The sequence below is a fragment of the Urinicoccus timonensis genome (assembly GCF_900232945.1).
Taxonomy (GTDB): Bacteria; Bacillota; Clostridia; order Tissierellales; family Peptoniphilaceae; genus Urinicoccus; species Urinicoccus timonensis.
Genome location: NZ_OCTU01000003.1, coordinates 16,572 through 36,611, shown reverse-complemented (window position 1 = coordinate 36,611; position 20,040 = coordinate 16,572). Strand labels below are relative to the sequence as shown.

General features: G+C 41.6%; 16 protein-coding genes and 1 CRISPR repeat array. Of the genes, 1 reads left to right on the top strand and 15 read right to left on the bottom strand.

Translation table 11 applies throughout. The annotated features are described in order from the left end of the window. Window positions 1-176: 176 nt before the first annotated feature. The 3 genes from CS898_RS05510 to CS898_RS05505 all read right to left on the bottom strand — a co-directional run bounded on the left by CS898_RS05510 (window position 177) and on the right by CS898_RS05505 (window position 2,460). Window positions 177-1,106, bottom strand: coding sequence for an IS3 family transposase (locus CS898_RS05510; RefSeq protein WP_234976017.1), 930 nt, complete (start codon window positions 1,104-1,106; stop codon window positions 177-179). Beyond that, on the bottom strand, window positions 1,019-1,603 hold the full coding sequence (locus tag CS898_RS10025) for a helix-turn-helix domain-containing protein (RefSeq protein ID WP_234975998.1): 585 nt from the start codon (window positions 1,601-1,603) through the stop codon (window positions 1,019-1,021). The genes CS898_RS05510 and CS898_RS10025 overlap by 88 nt, the downstream gene beginning before the upstream one ends. Window positions 1,604-1,695: 92 nt before the next feature. Then, on the bottom strand, window positions 1,696-2,460 hold the full coding sequence (locus tag CS898_RS05505) for a TMEM164-related integral membrane acyltransferase (RefSeq protein ID WP_009431487.1): 765 nt from the start codon (window positions 2,458-2,460) through the stop codon (window positions 1,696-1,698). A gap of 173 nt (window positions 2,461-2,633) precedes the next feature. On the opposite strand from CS898_RS05505, the gene CS898_RS05500 reads away from it, so the two are divergent. Then, complete coding sequence (locus CS898_RS05500; protein ID WP_099208407.1) at window positions 2,634-3,536, top strand: ROK family protein; 903 nt, start codon at window positions 2,634-2,636, stop codon at window positions 3,534-3,536. 32 nt (window positions 3,537-3,568) lie between these two features. On the opposite strand, the gene CS898_RS05495 is transcribed toward CS898_RS05500, so the two are convergent. The 12 genes from CS898_RS05495 to cls form a co-directional block, all read right to left on the bottom strand. Beyond that, window positions 3,569-4,384: a C39 family peptidase gene (locus CS898_RS05495; protein ID WP_009431511.1), complete on the bottom strand. Its 816-nt coding sequence runs from the start codon at window positions 4,382-4,384 to the stop codon at window positions 3,569-3,571. Window positions 4,385-4,456: 72 nt separating this feature from the next. Beyond that, on the bottom strand, window positions 4,457-4,996 hold the full coding sequence (locus tag CS898_RS05490) for an isochorismatase family protein (protein WP_099208406.1): 540 nt from the start codon (window positions 4,994-4,996) through the stop codon (window positions 4,457-4,459). 9 nt (window positions 4,997-5,005) lie between these two features. Then, the gene (gene pgeF, locus CS898_RS05485; protein WP_099208405.1) at window positions 5,006-5,734 is read right to left on the bottom strand and encodes a peptidoglycan editing factor PgeF; all 729 of its coding nucleotides are present in this window, start codon (window positions 5,732-5,734) and stop codon (window positions 5,006-5,008) included. A 667-nt stretch (window positions 5,735-6,401) separates the two neighbouring features. Further along, window positions 6,402-9,053: direct repeats of the CRISPR family, unit length 29 nt; unit sequence GGGATCATCCCCGCGTGTGCGGGTAGTAC. 29 nt (window positions 9,054-9,082) lie between these two features. Beyond that, window positions 9,083-9,964 carry a type I-E CRISPR-associated endoribonuclease Cas2e gene (gene cas2e / locus CS898_RS05480; RefSeq protein ID WP_099208404.1) on the bottom strand — a complete coding sequence of 294 codons (882 nt, stop codon included), beginning with the start codon at window positions 9,962-9,964 and terminating at the stop codon, window positions 9,083-9,085. A gap of 1 nt (window position 9,965) precedes the next feature. Next, entirely contained in the window at window positions 9,966-10,904 is a 939-nt protein-coding gene (cas1e, locus tag CS898_RS05475) for a type I-E CRISPR-associated endonuclease Cas1e (protein WP_099208403.1), read from the bottom strand. Next, window positions 10,897-11,550: a type I-E CRISPR-associated protein Cas6/Cse3/CasE gene (cas6e, locus tag CS898_RS05470; protein WP_099208402.1), complete on the bottom strand. Its 654-nt coding sequence runs from the start codon at window positions 11,548-11,550 to the stop codon at window positions 10,897-10,899. Before cas6e ends, cas1e begins: the two co-directional genes overlap by 8 nt. 10 nt (window positions 11,551-11,560) lie before the next feature. Continuing rightward, on the bottom strand, window positions 11,561-12,259 hold the full coding sequence (gene cas5e / locus CS898_RS05465; protein ID WP_099208401.1) for a type I-E CRISPR-associated protein Cas5/CasD: 699 nt from the start codon (window positions 12,257-12,259) through the stop codon (window positions 11,561-11,563). Window positions 12,260-12,267: 8 nt separating this feature from the next. Further along, complete coding sequence (gene cas7e, locus CS898_RS05460) at window positions 12,268-13,335, bottom strand: type I-E CRISPR-associated protein Cas7/Cse4/CasC (protein ID WP_099208400.1); 1,068 nt, start codon at window positions 13,333-13,335, stop codon at window positions 12,268-12,270. Then, window positions 13,325-13,933 carry a type I-E CRISPR-associated protein Cse2/CasB gene (casB, locus tag CS898_RS05455; RefSeq protein ID WP_099208399.1) on the bottom strand — a complete coding sequence of 203 codons (609 nt, stop codon included), beginning with the start codon at window positions 13,931-13,933 and terminating at the stop codon, window positions 13,325-13,327. The genes cas7e and casB overlap by 11 nt, the downstream gene beginning before the upstream one ends. 13 nt (window positions 13,934-13,946) lie before the next feature. Beyond that, window positions 13,947-15,635 carry a type I-E CRISPR-associated protein Cse1/CasA gene (locus CS898_RS05450; protein WP_099208398.1) on the bottom strand — a complete coding sequence of 563 codons (1,689 nt, stop codon included), beginning with the start codon at window positions 15,633-15,635 and terminating at the stop codon, window positions 13,947-13,949. Continuing rightward, the gene (locus CS898_RS05445; protein WP_099208397.1) at window positions 15,628-18,381 is read right to left on the bottom strand and encodes a CRISPR-associated helicase/endonuclease Cas3; all 2,754 of its coding nucleotides are present in this window, start codon (window positions 18,379-18,381) and stop codon (window positions 15,628-15,630) included. The genes CS898_RS05450 and CS898_RS05445 overlap by 8 nt, the downstream gene beginning before the upstream one ends. A gap of 161 nt (window positions 18,382-18,542) precedes the next feature. Continuing rightward, the gene (cls, locus tag CS898_RS05440) at window positions 18,543-20,021 is read right to left on the bottom strand and encodes a cardiolipin synthase (protein WP_009431350.1); all 1,479 of its coding nucleotides are present in this window, start codon (window positions 20,019-20,021) and stop codon (window positions 18,543-18,545) included. Between the last annotated feature and the right edge of the window lie 19 nt (window positions 20,022-20,040).

Genomic DNA, 20,040 nt, shown 5'->3' with positions numbered 1-20,040 from the left:
TTTTGTTTCGCACGCGTTGCGTGCTCAACTGACTAAAGTCATCAATAAAGAAAAGTCGGACGAGAGTCCGACTTTTTTGTGTTTAAACCCTCAGCATATTAGAGTGACCCCATAAAGTTGGACCTAATCGAGTAAGCATTTCGCTTACTCGATTTTGTTTTTACATAACATTCGTTCTATGCGGATTGCATGCGTTCACGGTATTGCTTTGGACTTAGACCTCCTAACTTTTCTTTGATTCGATCTTCGTTGTAGTAACGGATATATTGCTCAATTGCCTGCACCAGTTCTTCACGACTACGGTAATTGTGGCCATAGTAGATTTCTCTTTTCAATAGGCTAAAGAAGTTTTCCATAGGTGCATTGTCATAGCAGTTGCCTTTTCTTGACATACTTTGGAAAATATGATGTTTTTCTAACATGGCTTGGTATGCGGTCATTTGATAACCCCAACCACGATCGGAGTGAAAGGTCCGTCGATAAGGACAGGCCTTTGTTCGCTCAATGGCTACTTCTAAACCTTGCAGCATGGTGACTCCATTGGGCTGATCGGATAGGACGTAACTGATGATTTCCAGGTTGTACATGTCCATGTAGGGGTCGAGATAGAGTTTCTTTGTTTGAAGTTTCCCGGTCTTATCTTCTTCATAGTATTTAAATTCTGTGGTGTCTGTGGTAATTTTTTGCAAGGGGATGCTGGTATTGAACCGGCGGTTGATTCGGTTTTTCTTGATTTTCCCCACGACGCCTTTGTAGGAATTGTACTTCTTGTATTTCTTACCATAGGAGTGGACTTGAAGACCCATGTCTTGGACCAATCGTTGCACTTTCTTTTTGTTCACCACCTGGCCCCGGTTCTTTAATTCCAGATGAATGCGGCGATAACCATAGTCTTTGTGTTGGCTCCGAATGACAAGGATTTCGTCTTTTAAGGATTGATCCTTGTCTTCTTCGGACCATTTTTTCTGCCAATACATAAAGGTGGACTTTGGGAAATGGATGGCGGCAAGAATCTCTATTAGTTGGAATTGTTCTCGGAGTTTGGAGACAATCTTCGCCTTTTGTTCATTGCTTCTTCTTTCTCCAAACTCCTGAGCTGTTCCCAGAACATCTTTTGAATGGTAAGTTTCCGATTTTCTGCCTCTAATTCTTTGATACGATTTTCCAATGCTTCGCGTGTGGAGGCGTCGATGGATTCGCTTTTCTTTACAGTTTTTGGTGGTTGGTTGTGGTTATTTTTCTTTGTCACAGGTCTCCCTCGCTTATGCGGGAGCAGCCCCTCGATGCCCTTCTCTCGGTACTGTCTTCGCCAATTGACAATCATGGACGGATTCGTCAAACCGAGTTCGAGGGCAAGTTGTCGGTAGCTGCATTCGCTCGTTTCATAGCGTGTAATAGCTTCTAACTTAAACTCTACACTATACGCACGATTATTTCTAGAGCGCATTAAGCCTTCATCGCCATAATTTTTGTAATTGCTAATCCATAGCCTGAGAACGGACTTCTCGATTTGGTATTTCATTACTAAGGCTTGATAACTTGTTTTACCACACAAGTACTCCTCGACGATTTTCTTCTTCAATTCGTAACTGTATTTTGCCATTAAAAGACCCCCAAAGGTTGGATTTCTTGGTCCAACTTTTGGGGGTCAGTGCACTAACCGGGGGTTTTCTAATTACAATAAAAAAAAGCCGCCTAGGCAGCTTTTTTCTCCTTCCACTGAGAGAATTTGACAACAAGTTCTTCCTTGTTGATGAAAATCCAATGGACCAAGACAATAAATAGGTTGTAGGCCAAAAAGACCACGGCATAATAAAAAATCCGGGGCATGCTTTCCAAGCTAGTGGTTAGGACGGGACTGGCAGACAAATAGGCATAGTTTGTGTAGAAAAATTTATTAGCAAAAAGGCAAAGAACTAAAAATAAATTCACAAAGGCCAGGCTAAAATTTAAATCATGTTGGCTAAACTGGTATTGGTCCACCCCTAAAAAATAAATAGATGCCCAAAAAATCGAATAATGGGTTAAAAAATAATTGAAATTAGTTATATGGGGCCAGGAATAGGCCATAAGGTCAGGAAGAATCATGGGAAGAATCCCCCCTATCAAGCCCCAGTAAATCGTAATCCCCTTAAAAGCTTCCTTCTTACTGATAAGGGCCAACAAGGCCGTCCAAAGAGCCATGCGACAGGTGTAAAGAGGGAGGCCTGAAGCTAAACCGTCGGTCCGAATGAAAAAGGAAAAATAAAGAAAGGTCACTTGGTGGAAGACAATCATTGTAATTAAAACTCCCCGAACCCAGGTATCCAGGTCCTGATTCTTTCGAATGTCTTCTCTTTTGCGGTAGATCCAATAAGCTCCTAAAAACATGACCAAGATTAGGACAATATGTAGTCGGCTGAAGGCTTGAAAATGAAATCCATCCTCCTGGACACGAAATAATTCTTCAAGTAGCTGCATAAAAACTCCTTTCGATTTTCTTTCATTCATATTTTACACAGAATAAGGCTTAAAATCTAGCTTCTTTTTCGCTGAATTTTAAAAATTTATCTAAACTTTCTCTATTATTTCTTTAAAATTTTTTTCTTTTTTCACCATCTATGCTAGGATAAAAGAAAAGCAAGGAGGTTAGCATGTACGGAGCAATTGAAGCTGGTGGAACAAAATTTAACCTGGCCCTGGCCAATGACCAGGGCAAAATTATCAAGGAAAAGACCCTTCCTACGAAAAGTCCTCAAGAAGTCTTGGCCCAAATCATTTCTTTTTATCAAGATCATCCAGTCAAAGCCTTGGGCTTGGGGCTTTTCGGCCCTGTGGAGCTAGACCCAAAAAATAAAAATTTTGGTCATCTCTTAAATACCCCCAAGGAGGGCTGGAGAAATTATCCTTTTTATCAAGAATTAAACCAGGCTCTTCCCCAGACCAATTTGGTCCTAGAGACAGATGTCAATGTAGCTGGTCTTGGAGAATATTACCTGGGCAATGGTCTTGGCAAAAAATCTCTCCTATACTTAACTGTGGGAACAGGTATTGGAGGAAGCTATATCTACAAGGGCCACCCCCTCCAAGGATTGTCCCACCCTGAAATGGGTCACATCCTTCTAAGGCCCCATCCCAAAGACTCTTTTTCAGGCACCTGTCCCTATCATGACTATTGCCTGGAAGGAATGGCTGCTGGCCCCAGCATCTATGCCCGCTACCAGGAACTGGGACAAAATTTAGGTCCCCACCACGAAGTTTGGACCTTCCTGGCCCATTATTTGGCTCAGGCCCTGGTATCCTATACCGTGATTTTACGGCCAGATCAGATTACTTTAGGTGGTGGAGTCATGCACAGCCCCGGACTTTTGGACAAGGTCAAGGAAAACTTTCAAGCCTACTTTCATGACTACCTGCCTCTTCCTCCCCTGGATGATTACATCAAAACCCCCAAGTTAAAAGATCGGTCAGGCATTTCCGGTGCCCTCCTTTTAGTCTTGGATGAAAAAACAAAAAAGCAGCTTATCCTGGATGCCAACCTGGAGAGAGGAAATTAATCCTCTCTAGGCCGGTTCTGGTAAGCTGCTTTTTATTTTCTTATGGCCCAGGCATTTTTTATCTGACTTTGAATCCTGGGTAATTGCCAATGGAGCTTAGAATTTCGAACACTATTTGGGTCGTTGATAATCAACCGTCCCTGGTCATCTAAACCTGCTATGGCCACCATGTGGGAAGTAGAGGTAAAATTTCCCCTCCGCAGGCTGGCTACAACATAGGCCTCCTGGTTTAGCTGGTCTGGGATTTGGTCTACAGGAATAGAAGTCACTTGGACGGAATAGTCTTGAACCAAACCATCAAAGACCTTCCAAGACGTATAGCCATCTTGTAAGTAGCCATTTTTCTCGATATAGCTGGCCATATCCCCAGGATCCACCTGGATGCCAAGGCCCTCCAAAACCATGGCTATAGAGCTGGGGCCACAACCATGAGTAGCCATAATCCCCCCACTAAAGGCCCGGTAGCCCCATCTCCGATCCCATTGGGCATAATAGGGCAAGGGAGACTCCACAGAAAAATCCTGGGACTTCAGGGCTAGAGAAGGATTGTCCTCTAAAAAGCCCAAAACAAAGGGCCTAGCTTCCTTTTCACAAGCTGCAAGCTTTAAGAGCTTGTCCGGTAAGACTTCCTTTTGCTGGTAAATTTTTTCTGCATCTGGGTCTTGGGATGCCTCTTCTTGCAAAAGATTTACATAGGTCTCCCTCTGGTCTAAATCTCCCAAACTAGGACTAGATGAGAGAGTTAAATCTTTCTTCCCCGGCCTATATTCCTGGTAGCTAGCCAGTAAGACTCGACCACAGAATAAGAAAAAGACCACTAGGAAGATTCCCTTTAAAAGTTTTTTCATATTCATCACCTAAGAAAACTATAGCAAAGAATTCTTAAGAAAAGCTTACAGACCTCTAAAGGACTCCTTAAATTATTGGACCTGGATTCCTTGGTCTGCCAAGTCTTTTAAATTTCTTTCATGGTCTTCTTGGTCAATATAGCCCAAGAGGTCTTTTAAGACGATAACCTCCCGGCCGGCCTTTTTAAAATCCAAGGCTGTTTCTCTAACGCAATATTCACTGGCAATCCCCGCCAGGTAAATGGGCCCTTCCAGGTCATCCCGTAAGAGATGGCCCAGGTCATTTTCCGCATCAAAGGCAGAATACTCTTCCCGGTCCTTGTCCCTGCCCTTGTAGTAGGAGCGGTTGATATCCGCCGGATATTTTGTTTGACTAAACTTTTCATGAACCTTGGCCCCATCAGTGTCAGCCACGCAGTGAGCTGGCCAGGACCCTCCTTGGTCTTTAAAACTACAGTGGTCTGTGGGGTGGAAATCCAGGCTATAAAAAACCTTTAAATCATCATGGTCTTTTAAAAAATCCACAATGGCATCCACAGTTTCTTCCCCATTGACTGCTGCCAAGGCACCATGCACAAAGTCATTTTGACAATCTATAATTACTAAATTCATAACATCCTCCTAGTCTTTCATCATAACAATCATGGAATTTAATCCATAGTCCGCCCCATCTCGACGGGCTGAATGGAAGTCTTTAGACCGGTAGGTCGACACCGGGCAAATTTCAATTTTCTCCTTTTTGAGTCCTCCTTCTAAAAGAATGGCCTCATTGGCTTCCAAAAGGTCCAAGTGGTACTTGTCCCCCTTCGTGTAAAAAAAGTCATCCCGCTTGGCAAAACCCTCAAAAGCCTGGTAGACTTCAGGACCAACCTCATAACTTTCCTGGTCAATGCTAGGGCCGATATAGGCATAGACATCTTCCGGTGAAGAGGAAAAGTCCTTGACCATCATCCGGTCCAGGGCCAGAGCAGCAATTTTCCCTGCTGTTCCCCTCCATCCAGAATGGACCAGGGCCAGAACCCCCTTCTTGGGATCATAGAGAACCACCGGTGAACAGTCTGCAAACTTCACCAATAAGGCAACTTGCTTCTTATCTGTAATTAAACCATCTGTATTGTAAAAAATTTTCCCATAGACAAAGTCCTCACCATTCTCCCCATCACAATATTGGATATTGAGAGAATGCTCTTGGTAGCCTGTATAAATCATCTTAGGAACAGAACCTAGGTCATTACACATATCCAAAACATAGTGTTTGACCTTATTCCCCTCCTTTTTATAAGACATAGAAAATTTTTTCCCACTAATATAAGTTAAAAGCCCCTGGCTTTCCAAAAGTTTTGAACGCATTGCTTTCGATCCTTTCTTTCCTCATTCCCTATAATGATACCCGAAAAAGCCAACCTATAACAGGAGCTTAAAAGCTTCTTGTTTAATAAAATAAAGAGACAGACCCCTAAACCTGGGCCTGTCCCATTAAAAAATCTATTTTTTACTTTTTTCTAGTAAAAATACTCAGTAGACCTATTGGAATAAAAAATAGAATCCAACCCAGGACGCAGCAGATATCGATGATAAGAGCCAAAGTAGCTATGAGACTTGTCTCCTCGTCTCTTTACTTTATCCTAGCAAAGCAGCTCCCCATCTCCAATGCTCTTTTAAATCGATAGTTTGATTTTTAGACTAGGATGTAAAATCCCCATACGTATGAACTCTCTCATTATAATAGCCCTTAATTCTTCTTTCTCTTTAAGGGACCCTATCAAAACATCTTTCAGTTCCCATGTTTTCATTGCTTTCTTTTTTTGAATGAAAAAGCTCCAAACCTCAATTAACTCCTTATTCGTTGAACAGCTAGTTAAAAGTTTAAAAATTAATATTTAAATCATGTCTTTTCTCTTTTTTAAGACTCTAGTCCAGTCATCTTTCACCAAGGCTTTTTAATAACTTGAAATATAAATCGTCCTCGCGTGTGCGGATAGTACGTTAATAATTGATTTTTTAATTGTTTCTAATTGGGATCACCCCCGCGTGTGCGGGTAGTACAAAACGATGTTAAAGACAATATCGCTTGTCCTGGGATCACCCCCGCATGTGCGGGTAGTACATGAGAAGATAAGCAAGCGTAAAGGCAAGACCAGGATCACCCCCGCGTGTGCGGGTAATACGGTAACTAGGGCCTGTTGGGCTTCTTGGTTCCAGGATCACCCCCGCGTGTGCGGGTAATACATTTCTATTCTAGCGTCGTTCAAGCTGTTTAGGGAATCACCCCCGCGTGTGCGGGTAATACCCCAGGACCTCCACCATGCCCCGGGTCCAGTAAGAATCACCCCCGCGTGTGCGGGTAATACTAAACACAAACGATCTTGAATTAAAAACAGATAGAATCACCCCCGCGTGTGCGGGTAATACTAGCCTTTTTAAATTGGTTAATATCCGGCGACGGAATCACCCCCGCGTGTGCGGGTAATACTTTAAGGTCTCTCCTGGTTTTATACTATAGTCAGGATCACCCCCGCGTGTGCGGGTAATACCAGCAATTCTAAAGGCTTTTATCTGTCCATCTGGGATCACCCCCGCATGTGCGGGTAGTACTATCCAAGGCCAGGTCCAGTCTAGTCATCTGTAGGATCACCCCCGCATGTGCGGGTAGTACGTGTTGTTTTCCACCACCTTGGCCGTCACGGCAGGATCACCCCCGCATGTGCGGGTAGTACCCCGAAACTACTCAAGCAGCATAAGGAGGTAGGGGATCACCCCCGCATGTGCGGGTAGTACTTGACCACTTCGGGAGCCCCCTCCCAGACCTTGGGATCACCCCCGCGTGTGCGGGTAGTACAGGTCCAGTCGCCACCACCAGACTCCGTTGTCAGGATCACCCCCGCGTGTGCGGGTAGTACGTCCAGGGCCTTGGTCAGTCGGGCCAAGTCGTGGGATCACCCCCGCGTGTGCGGGTAGTACTTAACCACGTAGTTGGCGGTATCAAGGGCTTTAGGATTACCCCCGCGTGTGCGGGTAGTACGTGGCCAACTATGACAACCTAAGTGAGGATGTGGGATCACCCCCGCGTGTGCGGGTAGTACTAGTGGGCCATAGCTCCAGCCCCGGCTCCGGGAGGATCACCCCCGCGTGTGCGGGTAGTACTTCATCACATGGTGCGAAGTAGATGAACCCGTAGGATCACCCCCGCGTGTGCGGGTAGTACTGAAAGTCTCAAAAAGGGGGGGTTTGCTCGAGAGGATCACCCCCGCGTGTGCGGGTAGTACTTGATACAAAGCTCTAGGCTTAAGGTATTGATAGGATCACCCCCGCGTGTGCGGGTAGTACCTAAAATCAAAACTTCTAGGTAGTTTATAAATGGGATCACCCCCGCGTGTGCGGGTAGTACGGTCTGCATACTTGCAAAGTTGAGGTTTGACGAGGATCATCCCCGCGTGTGCGGGTAGTACAAGTAGATTTTCATTTTCCCACTTGTACTCAAAGGATCATCCCCGCGTGTGCGGGTAGTACATTTAACAGAAATTAAGAACACAGTTAACAATGGGATCATCCCCGCGTGTGCGGGTAGTACAAATCAAAAGGGTCTTGCCCTTTTCTTTCAACGGGATCATCCCCGCGTGTGCGGGTAGTACCATTCTTGTTTTTCTCCCCAATGACAACCTTGGGGATCATCCCCGCGTGTGCGGGTAGTACTAACCCTTGCCACCCTTTACGCAGCCAATACAGGGATCATCCCCGCGTGTGCGGGTAGTACTAAAAAATGCCTTTATTGACATGGGGACAGCCGGGATCATCCCCGCGTGTGCGGGTAGTACTTGAGGGTCAATCCATTAAGACGGCAGAAGAGAGGATCATCCCCGCGTGTGCGGGTAGTACTAGCTTCTAATTTTTCTAAAAAATACTTTTTCAGGATCATCCCCGCGTGTGCGGGTAGTACTTACGAAATATAGATTATGTTGTTTTTAGTTGAGGATCATCCCCGCGTGTGCGGGTAGTACAAAGGCTGGTCCCAAGGAAAACTAAACATGTGAGGATCATCCCCGCGTGTGCGGGTAGTACACTGCTTGTCTCAATGGTACCAAGACACGGTTAGGATCATCCCCGCGTGTGCGGGTAGTACCATGGCAGGTAGTCCATTAACCGCTCGTAAAAGGGATCATCCCCGCGTGTGCGGGTAGTACGAACCCTTAAGAGGGGAAACCCTTAAGAGTTTAGGATCATCCCCGCGTGTGCGGGTAGTACACGCGAAAAAAAATATCTTGCAATGCTTTCGCGGGATCATCCCCGCGTGTGCGGGTAGTACGGTGTTACCTACTTCCCTGCTTCTCGTGTATGGGGATCATCCCCGCGTGTGCGGGTAGTACTACACCACTTAAAAAGTACCTTAAAATCACATGGGATCATCCCCGCGTGTGCGGGTAGTACAACCTTCAAATTCACGTTGGAAAAAGATTTACGGGATCATCCCCGCGTGTGCGGGTAGTACTCTTTTTTTTCTGACGACTTTGGGATAAAGTTGGGATCATCCCCGCGTGTGCGGGTAGTACTTTTTTGTGCTTCGGCCATGTCCAATCCTGCGAGGATCATCCCCGCGTGTGCGGGTAGTACGCAATATCCAAAAACAGTGAATCGCAAAGCCTAGGATCATCCCCGCGTGTGCGGGTAGTACAGTAAAAGATCCCCTATTCTAAGCCATTTTCATTTTAACTTTTCCATCAATCCCTTTACTTTTTCTGCTAGGGCTTGTATTATTTTTGCATCTTCTAGGGCCCGATGAGGCACTTTTTCTTCCATTCCATATTCTTTTATCACGGTCTGAAGCTGGTAGTTTTTTAGAAAAAGTTTTTCTCGCTTCACATATTTCATAATATCATATGTTTTATTGCGTATTTTATCTAAACCTTGTTTTTTTAAGGCTTCATTGATAAATTTTATATCAAAATCAATGTTATAGCCCAGGATTGGTCTATCTTCAATAAAGTCTAATAGTTCCTCTATGGCAATTTTTTCTTCTTCTCCTTTTTCTAGCTCTTCCGCCCTAATTCCTGTGAGTTCCTGGATTTCTCTTTTCAACTCTCCCTTATATTGTATCATAGTGTGAAATTCTTCAATATTTTTTGCTTTTTTTATGGCTCCGATTTCTAAAATGGAATCTTCCAGCGGGTTTAGCCCTGTTGTCTCAAGATCTAATACAATATATTCTTCTTTCTTCTTTTCTCTGACCCTGGTATATTTTTTGGCTTTTCTAAATTTAGCTTCCTTACTAAACCCATGTTTATCTTGCTCTTGGGTTTTTTCAATTTTATTTGGGATTAGAACCAGGGGAATTCCATCGGAATCTATTGTTAGCTTACCTGAGTTATGGGTCTCAAATTTATAGCCAATTTCATTTCTAAAGGCATAGGTCATGGTGGCCTCTCCTGGACCCAAGCTTTCAACCACTCGCTCCCACAATTCTTCCCTTACTTTTTTATTAAAGTTCCCTACATAAACACCTGTTGCTATTTCCTGCATCCATTTTGTCAGGTCTCCTCTTAATGAGGGTGGGGAACTTTTTAATGTTATGACAGTAAAAGGCATTTTAAACCTCTGTATAGCTAATTCCATATTGAACATTAGATGTTTTATCATCCCATAATTCAATATGATCCAGATAGATTTGATCATCCTCTGGAATTTCCATTAAGTATTGCAAGTCTCGGACAATTCTTTGGGATAATTTCGTCTCTACTATTTTATCTCTTAAACCCAACCTGGCCAGTCTTTCGATGTCCTCTCCTTCTTCTATTGTCTCTGCAAGTGTAAAGGCTAAGGGAATAGTAATTTCTGCCTTATAAAGGTCTGCAATATCATAGACGAAAGATTTGTCATGACCTGTATGAACGAAACCTAGACCCGGACTCATGCCCAAGGCTACAATGATGCTGTGGCACAAGCCATAAAGGGCCACATTGGCTGCCGACAGGGCTTGGTTAACTGGACTTCCAGCTTGAAAATCGTCTATATCGTATTCTCTTTTGGTCCATTCTACATGGTGTTTTTTAGATTCTTCCCGATAAACTTTTCGAATGCGGGCTCCTTCTCTACCTCTGAGTTGTTGCATTGTTAAATGGCTGACGTCTTCATTGACAAATCTCATTTGGTACATTTTCCGGGCAACTCCCAGTCTAGACCGATTATTAGACACAAGTTTTGCCTGCTTTTCTAGAAAGCGAGTTGAATGAGCAAGACTTCGTCCATGCGCATAATAACGAACTCCTCTTTCTCCTACCCAGACTAAGGATGTTCCCGTATCTCCTATCAGCTCTACAGCTCTGTGGCTAATGTCTGTTCCAGGACCTAACATTAAAAGACCAAGCATGGCTATTGGAATATGGACGATTCCTCGATAATCACTTACGGTAATAGCACTCTCTTGTCGGTTTATTTTTGCTCGCTCTACATAGATAAAACTGACACGATCTGAAATTTTAGGCAGTTCTTTTAGGTCTGTCTTTTTTGCTCCACTTTTTTTATCCATGGTAGGGAATAATGGTCAGTAGACCAAAGCCATAGGCTTTTTTCTTACCAATCCCCTGGGTTAGGGCTTTTTTAAACTTTTCCAAGTCTGTTATGGTCAAAAGTCCTTCATAGCTTGTACTTACTAGGTCAAGTTTTATTCTTGTATCTTCTTGGTCTTGTTTTTCAAACAATTCCTTAGATCTTGCAACGATTTTTAAGTCACCTTCATCGACATGAAAGCCATTTTTTTCGGCTCGACTAAGGAAATAAGGAATGAGTTCATCTAGGGGGACGGGGACTAATCGACCACGCCTACGCCCTTGAGACCGATCTGCTAGGGACTTGACTGTATTTAATTTAATCCGAAACTTTGCCTGCATGCCCTCTCTTAGTTTTTCTATAAAAGGATCATAGTCTTTAATTTCTAAACTCCCCTTTACAGCATACTTTTCCAGGATGGATTCTTCGGGTTTTTCCTCACTCAAAACTAACAAGTAATATTCATTATGAATTGAATCAATCCGCCAAAGTTTTCGGCTTCTATTTCCCTTGCCTCTTTCATCCGGAAATGAATCCTCAATCCAGCCATGGTAACAGCCCAAGTGACTTAGGTCACGAAGGTTTTTTCTGTTGTCCAGGTCTAATTTTACTCTTGAAATATACATGTATTTGCTCCTATATTTCTTCAAAAAAATCCAGGTCTTCTGTTTCTTCTTGGGATAAAATTTGACTCTTCCGCGACTCAAAGCGAGGCCCAAACTTTCTCTCTTTTTGGGAAAAAGAAATGACTTGGTCCTTTCTCATAATCCATGTCTTTGCATCGAATAAGTCCTTATCTGCATAAATTTCTCCACGATAGTTCTTATGTTTATTCCGATACCAGTCTGCAGCCTGCCAGGGTAATTGTTCTAAAGCATCAATAGCTCCTAGGTCTTTTACCTCAAGGATAAAGTCTCCCGGAAGAGGGCAAGATCTTCTACCCATAAAGGGTTGAAAGTATGGATTTTCTAAAGCCTTAATAATTTCATCCATCCATGCATCATCTTCATGGCCCAGGGCTACAACAAAAACAGCATCCTCTAAATAGTAACGATTGGTTACATAATTTCTATCTAGACTTCCATTGGCTTTTAATTTTCTGGCTATGTGAAAGTCTCTTGATAGGATCCCTTCTTGATCGACGCGTACAGCAAAGTCTAAATCATTTAATTTTCTAATGGCTTCATCATTGTCTCGTCTATATCCTAGGCTTGCAGCGACTATACCTAAAACGGCTGATTTTGAAGGATAGTAGTCTGTTGTTCTCGTTTCAAAGTGTGAGGATGTTCCCCAGGACTGCATGGGGCCTGTTAATTTTAACAATACTGTTTTCACAAGATCACCTAGTCTTCAATTAATTTTTTTAATTCTACTTCTAAATCCTTTAATATGTCATTTAAATTAGCTTCTTCCTTACCAATTTCTTTTTTGTTGAAGTCATTCAATAATAGATAAGCAGTAAACTCAGGCTTTTCTAAAATTTTGTCGTATTTTTCATACTCGTCAAAGAGTTTTTCCACTGATTTTCCTACATATCCTTCAGAAGACTTTATGGGTTTTTCAAAGGCACTTACCATATTTAAGGGACGGTCTGATCTAAGAGACATTACTACAGCTTGGGGAAGTGTTTGGTTGGCAAAAGTGTTGATTTTACCTGTTGGCATAGATTTTATAAAGGCTTCAACAAAAAGTTTTGTTGCATTGACAGTAGCTTGAGGATTTTTTAATTGTTTAGAAAATTCATGAAGGGCAATATTTGCATAACGATATAAGGTAGAGGAGTTGTACTCGATGGTTCCTAGCATTCCAGCTCCTGCATTATCTTCCGGAGCTAGGTCATCCACTGCTGTAAAGAAGTCAAATTCACTTTCAATGGCATGGGTTGAAATAGCATGGGCTACTTGGGAAGCAGCATCGACATTTAAGGAAGGATCATCAGCTACCATCCTTCCAAATAGGGCGATGTCAATAGCTTGGTCTTCTTTTAAGAGCCCTTGTAAGTAATTTTTATCAGTATTTTTCTCGATACTGGCTTGGGCTAGTTTTTCGGCTTGCCTATCACTTAGGAAGAATAAGGCCTTGGCTTTTTGATCTTTAGTGGAAATTTTTGCCTTATTTAAGGTTTCTTCTGCCATCTTCATAGCTTCTTCCATAGATAAAGAAGAATCTTTTTCTACAATCTTTTTGGCAACATAGCTTACAATTTCTAGAGACCGAATGCCTACATTTTTAATGTCTCCATTTTCATTAAAATAGGTCCTCATGGCTCTTTTCCAGCTTTGTGAGCTGACTCTAGCCCGAGTAACTCCACCATATTGGGCAGTTTTAGGACTTCCTGTATCGTCCCGATTGATATTTGCCGGTGGCAGGGTTTGAATTGCATGAATGTCTAAAAATAGTTTACTTGTCATTTTGATGGTCTCCTTCCAAATTTTCTTTTTTTCTAAATTGATAATAGGCTCTTGCCCATTGTAAACTAACTTCATTTTTTTGACCTATTAAGAACCAATAGAGGTCTTCTGCAAGTTTTGCATAGTCTACTCTTGCATTGGATTTTGCCTTTAATAGCTTTACTAGCTGTCTTAGATGATTTTGCAGTTCTGAAAAAGTTGATGAAGTAACCATGGCATTAAACCGCCTATCCATGGACTTGCTTTCTTCACTTCGTAAAGAACTTAATGCTTCTCCAACATTCTGTCTTCGTTCTTTTTCTTGATAATCCAGTTTTAAAACCGATTCCGCCTTTGCCTGTTGGTGCAAGGCATACATTTGTATGGCTGTTAAAATGGATTTTTCATAGGCATTCAATACCCTGCCATGGCCTATGTATTCTTCTGGCAGGTTGGAAAAAACATAGGATAAAGAATCTATACTTTTAGAATAGTCCTTACCAATAGAGTTGCGGATATTTGCTAAGATTGCCCTGGTCCCAGGGGTGTCTCTAGTATTGTCAAGCTTTCTTAGTATCTTGGCTGTGACCTTGTACACGGTCATTTCTGAATCATGCATGCTTTCCCTCCTCTTATAATTTTTTATTCAGCCTAAACATAAAATGATTAAAGGCAGTGGCGATGTTTTTAACAGATTCCTTTTCTGTAATCCCAATATAGTCTCTTGTCCCAGAATTTTTAAGCATTTTTTCCGCCTCATAAACTACAAGCTTCTTTAAAGTTTTTAACCATTCCTGTATCTTTTCATCTTTATTGTCTTGGTAGTTAATATTTTCAAGCCAATCTCTAAAAGGTTTATCTAACTGGTAATACATTTCTTCAATATACTTCGATGTAAAGTCTTTAGATTCAATGTTTCTTATTTTTTTAATGTCATTGATAAACCCCCTATAAATTTTATCGACAACTTCTTTTGTCTCCTCTACAACATCATTGATACGGTTAACCCAGCCTAGGTCTTTTGTGTCATTAAGAACAGACTCTTCCATACGAATTTCATCAGTAATCTCATTGGTTGGAACCCAAGAAGTTGCATTTCCATCATCTTCCATGCTTATGGCATTGACTTGTACCCTTTCCCCTTGAATGAAATCTTCTATATGGTTTAACCAGTCAATAATTCCAGGTTTTCTTTTGGGAATCTTGTCCTTACTCTCATCCATACTTTCATTTTTTGTAATCAATCCAAAAGAACGCCACATCGCTTTATTTAATTGATGTTTTCTAGGAGTAAATTTACCCTTATTTTCCCCGCTATCATTAAATCTCCAAATAGTCATTGCTTCCAAAAATTGATCTGTATGCCTGATTTCTGGTATTTTAACAATGTCCATAGAAAAAGCTTCCTCTGGATTCACCTTATCAATACAAATTCCTCGACTCCAAGCTGTATATAGCTCAGCAATATTATCCAAGGTTTCTGAGGCCAGATACTTTTCTAAAAGCTCTGAGGGACTGTATTCCCAACAAGGTTTTTCTATGGTTTGATTAAATTCTGGATTGGAATAATTTATAAGTTGGAGATTTAATAGCAAAGTTTTGTATAAATTACTACTAGATAAGTAAACACCCCCCAGATCAAAAAGCCAACCCTTTGATGACTTATATTTTTCCTTTCCAAAAATAACCTTATCAGATAATCCTGTATATGATTGGTAGGTGATTAGCCATCTTACAGCCTCTTGCAGAGTCAATTGATCCTTATTTCCTCTAGATGCATACCTTGGAGAAAAAATCGCTACTTTATTTCCACTTTCTGAAATCGTCCGGTTCATATTTTTCCCCAATATTTCACTAGGTTGTGTTTTGCTAATTTTATCAGGAGTCACCTGTTCTTTTGTTAACTGATAAAAAGGATATTGGTCATCAAAAAGATAAAAACGGTCTCGCCAAGCCTCTAGGTAGTCGCAAACAATTTGAGGAAATTTTCCCGCCTTCCATAAGTCTTGCCAGGTTTCCAACAAGGCATCTTCATATTCTTCTGCATCTTCATCGTCGACTTCTTCAACCTGCCTCATCCTTTGGTCAAGTTCAACCATCTCATAAGGCTCACCTTTTGCATCATACCTTGAAAATACCGTATGAAGAATGGCCAATAAAAACCGCATAAGGGCAAAATCTTGCGTAGGCATATCCCCAGCTAGGCCAATATAATTGTGGGCGTTTTCAAAAAATTCTTTTAATCCTACAAGCCTTGTTGTCCCTTTGTAGTCTGTAACCACTGAAATCCAGCCTTCATCAATTAGGTTAAAGTCACTCATCTTCCTCCTCCTTTTCTATTGTTAGCCCATACTTTCTGTCATACTTTAAGATCTTATCAAAAAGTTTGAACTCATTGTTTTCATCAAAAACCAGGCCTAAAGACCCCTTCAACCAGTCTTGTTGGTCCCAGTCCCTCAAATTTTCTTGATAATAATCTTCTAGAAATTGGATTAACTGGTCCACTCCATGGCCATAATAGCTGGCAGCTGGAAGTCTGATGGTTCTTTTTGCCATCTCCATAGCCATCTTGTTGTCCCTGGGATCCAACTTCATCTTCTTGTCAAAGAATTCATACCCATTTTCTCCCTTTTTAAGAGCAATAACTTCTACTGTATCTTGGCTGTCCCGAACCTGAGCATAAGCTTTTATCTCTGATTTTTCCGATTCCTTATTTGAATTTTCTATCCATTCTGACAGGTTTTTGTCTTCAGAAATTTTATTGGTTTTAGGACTGTCAATGCGATAGGCTTTTGCCTTAAGTTCTTTTTTCTTTCTATTGGTCAGACTCTTTTCTTGATAATTTAAATAACGAGTATAGTCTTCTCCTTGAATTTCCAAGTCCTTGTCCCCGTAAACCTCTTGAACCAGATGAGAAATATCATTGGGTAAGTTAATTTGATCCTTTAAAAAATATTCTGTTCTGAAAAGAAGATAGGGGTCATAGACATAGGTGCTGGGCATATCAAAGTCAAAGCCCCCACAATTTAAAATATATACTTTTGGCTCTTTTAGCTTTTCCGGACGGTCTTGGCGAAGATGCCTGTGAAGACGACCCATCCGCTGCAAGATAAGGTCCATGGGGGCTAGGTCTGAAACCAGCAGGTCAAAATCAATATCAAGAGATTGTTCAATAACCTGGGTTCCAATAACCACCTTAAACTTTGGCCGATCCCCCTCTTTACCGATTGTGTCCAATAAGTTTTTTTCCTTGGCATATCGGTCTGTTGCTATAAAAGAAGAGTGTAAGAGGTCTACATTTTCTTCTCCAAAAGCTTCCATACAATCTTTAGCAAATTTTTGAGCCTTCTTGACAGTATTTACGACAACTCCAATAATTCCTCCATCTGAACCTAAATCTTGAATCAATCCCACTAAATCCTGACTTTCCTCTTTACTCTTCTTAATAATTTCGAAATTTTTTCCTGCTACTTGATTGAAGTCATCCAGTTGTTTGATTTGCTTCCCATCATGGTAGGTTAAAAGAGGGTAGGCTTCATTGGATTGAAAATTTTTTGGTTTTTCCAAGTGTCGGAACTTATATCCAGCCCCTACCATATAGGATTTTAAAAGCTCATTTCGTTTTTGTATTGGCAAGGTTGCAGACAAAATAACTACTGGAACCCCATAAGCCCCCATCCACTTTAAGGCTTGGTAGAGATAGGTATTCATATACGCATCATATGCATGGACTTCATCAATAACCAAGACCTTATTGGCTAGACCCAGGTGTCTCAGCATTAAATGCTTTTGTTTTAAGGCAGCCAATAAAACTTGGTCCACTGTCCCCACAATAAAATCATCTAGAATTCTTAATTTTCTTCCAGTAAACCATTCATTCACACTGATTTCATCATCTTCATGAATATTACTGCTCTTGGGCAGGTTAGCAAATTCTTCGTTTAAGGCTGCCTTACCATGCATTAGCCTTACTGATTTTGAATCTTCTGCTTGACTAAGCCATTTTTTAACTCGGCTAAAAATTCCATTAGAGGTTGCTTGGGTTGGAAGGGCAAAAAACATCCCCGTTCTACCAGTCTTTTTGGCTAATTGTTCTACGGCAACCAAGGCCGTTTCTGTTTTCCCCATGCCCATAGGGGCTTCCAAAATAACAATTCCCGGTTTTTCAATTAAGTCAATTGCTCTTGAAATTTTTTCTTGCTCTTCTTTGGGATAGTCTATAAAATCAAAGCGTTCATGGTAGATTCCTTGAAAGTAATCTCTGGGTTGCCAAGCCTGTCTTTTATTGTACTGCCATTTTGTAAATCCATCTTGTAGGCGCGTTTGACTCACCCTTCCCTGGTAGATATTAATCAGGGGGAAGTAAGCTTCATTACTAGTTATCCAATCGGCCATAATCAGTAGCCCTGCCAAAAGAGCCTGTCCAGGTTGGGACACCAAGGGAAGGTCTTGAGGACTTGGGTATCCAGATTCTTTTAAGGCCCACTGAATGATATCTTCCTGAGTCTTCTCCCAATATTTATGTATTTCCTTGCTTGGATCCTCTTCTTGGTAGTAGCTAGATGTATAGGAGCTGTTATGGTCAGCTGTGTGTCTAGAAATTGGTCGCCCATGGTGGGACCCAACAATATTTGCCAGACAAAAATTCACCCCATACTTTCCCAGTAAATATTGGCCACTTTCATTATGCCAAATATTTTCCTTCTTGCTTGCAGCAAATTTTTCAATTCCTGTAAATCCAGCTTTTTCCAGTTGGCTAATCATGAAATAGTCCAGGTCATCTTGAGGACGAAAAGATTTTTTCACCTGAAAAATTGGTGTCGCCTTGCCAAGATCATGAGCTGCTCCCAAAAACATACAAAGTTTTTTTGCCTCTTCCAGCGAATCATCATTACTTCCCTCAATAGACCTTGACAAATACTCTTTTACTCCATCTGAAAGCCAATGCTCCCAAAGTAAAGCCATGACACACCGTGTATCTTCTAGATGATTTTTTAAGGGCAACCATTGCAATTCTCCATTTTTATCAGATTTCTTGGCCCAGAGCCATTGATTTACTTGCTCCATAGTCTCTCCTTAAAATTTTCTACAAAAATCATTTATCACTGTAATCTAGTATAATACATTTTAACGCTATTTTCACCCTATATATTATTTACTGAACCTTTTCTATGTTCATTCGTGCTCTTCTTTATATTACAAAAAAACAGCCCCATAAGGAGCTGTTTTTATAATATAGGCGATAGAAGTCGGGATAGGTCTTCCCGAATCTTGGTCCAATTGGATCGTTTTTGATAGTCTCCCAAGGTCAATTGCTTGGAATGGTAGACGTCCATCCAGAATTTTTTTACAAGTTCTCCATTGATGTTTTCATCAAAGACAAAGGCATTGACTTCAAAGTTGAGAATAAAGGACCGAATATCAAAATTTGCTGTTCCCACAGAGGAAATAAAGTCATCCATCAAGACCACCTTGGAATGGATAAAGCCATCCTGGTAGAGGTAGACATCGGCTCCTAGGGGGAGAAGGTCTCCAATAAAGGACCGGCTGGCCCAATGAACAAAGGGGTGGTCTCTTTTTTCCGGAATCATGATATGGACGTTCTTTCCTGCCATAAGGGCTATCTTCAAGGAGTTAAAAAGTCCTTCATCGGGAATAAAGTAGGGTGTTTGGATGTAGATGTCCTGCTTGGCCCGAGTAATCATCCGGTCATAGCCGTTTCGGATGGAATCGGCATGGCTATCTGGTCCCGAAGAGACAATAACTAGTTCTTTGTCCCCCTTAACTGGATAGGAGAGCTTGGTAAAACCAACAAAATCATCTTCATCTCCAGCAAAGCGATAGTCCAAGAAAAACCGCCATTGGAGGTCTCTCACGGCCGGTCCAATGATACGAAAATGGGTGTCTCGCCAATAGCCAAAGGAGGGATCCTTGTTGATGTACTCATCACCAACATTAAAGCCCCCTACATAGCCAATCTCATAGTCAATAACCACAATCTTTCGGTGGTTGCGATAGTTCATATGGGTGTTGAGCCTGGGTAAGATTCCCGGAAAGAAAATAGCAATCTTAATCCCATACTCTCTCAAGCGACGGCGGTCTTTTAAGGGGAAGTTTCGTCCTCCCATGCCATCAATGAGCATAAAGATTTTCACGCCTTCTTGGGCCTTTTGGATCAAAAGATCCTGGATTTGCCTTCCCAATTCGTCGGACTTAAAGATATAGTATTGGAAGCAAATACATTCTTTGGCCTCCCGGATGTCCTTGAGCAGTTGGTTAAACTTATCGGGCCCATCTGTAAAAATATCTATATCATTATCCTGGGTCAGCATTTCTCTTTCACCCCGGATGAACATTTGAAGCATGCCCTCATAGTCGGCAATACGTTCATTGTGGTAGGTCATGGTCCCCCATTTAATCTTTCTGAGTTGCCTTTTTGCCTGCCTTCTTAAATTGGCATCCACAGATTGCTTTTCTGTAAAAATCTTTCTCCGGCTCATGTCTTGTCCCAAAAGTAGGTAAAGGATAAAGCCAAAAACCGGTAGGAAGTTCACTGTCATAACCCAAAGTAAGGTGGATGTAGGCTTCTTCCTTTCCAGGAAGATAATCGCTGCACTTAGGAGCAAGTTTAAAATAAATAAATTAGAAAAAGCTAAGGCATAGCCTTTAATTATCGCATAGGGCCCCGTTAAAAAACTGGAAAGCATATTGCCACCTACCTATCTT